The sequence below is a fragment of the Mesorhizobium sp. M2E.F.Ca.ET.209.01.1.1 genome, from assembly GCF_004010375.2.
Lineage (GTDB): Bacteria > Pseudomonadota > Alphaproteobacteria > Rhizobiales > Rhizobiaceae > Mesorhizobium.
Map to the genome: position 1 here is coordinate 1 of NZ_SADP02000889.1, position 311 is coordinate 311.

1 pseudogene is annotated in these 311 nt (G+C 64.0%); it reads right to left on the bottom strand.

Going from position 1 to position 311, the window contains the following annotated elements:
- A pseudogene (locus tag EN852_RS38350) lies at positions 1 to 311 on the bottom strand (hypothetical protein); the annotation flags it as partial.

Below are 311 nucleotides of genomic sequence, written 5' to 3' on the forward strand. Positions count from 1 at the left end.
CCGGCCAGCACAAACCAGAAGGCGCGAGGCTCGTCGCGCAGCATCCAGACAAGCACCGCCGGGCAGACAATGGCTGCGATATCGAGCGGCGCTCCGATCAGCAGGAAGAGCTGGAACTGCGCATTGAAAACGGTCGTCTCGCGCCAAAGCGCCGGCGACCATTTCGTCAGCCTGGGCAGCGATTCCAGCACATGGGCAAAGGACGGGCCAAGACTGAGGGCCGCGACGAAAGCGGTCAGCACCGACCAGAACAACAGGAACCCGCGCATCTCCATTATGGAGACAACGGCGACGGCCGGCAGGCGTTCCCG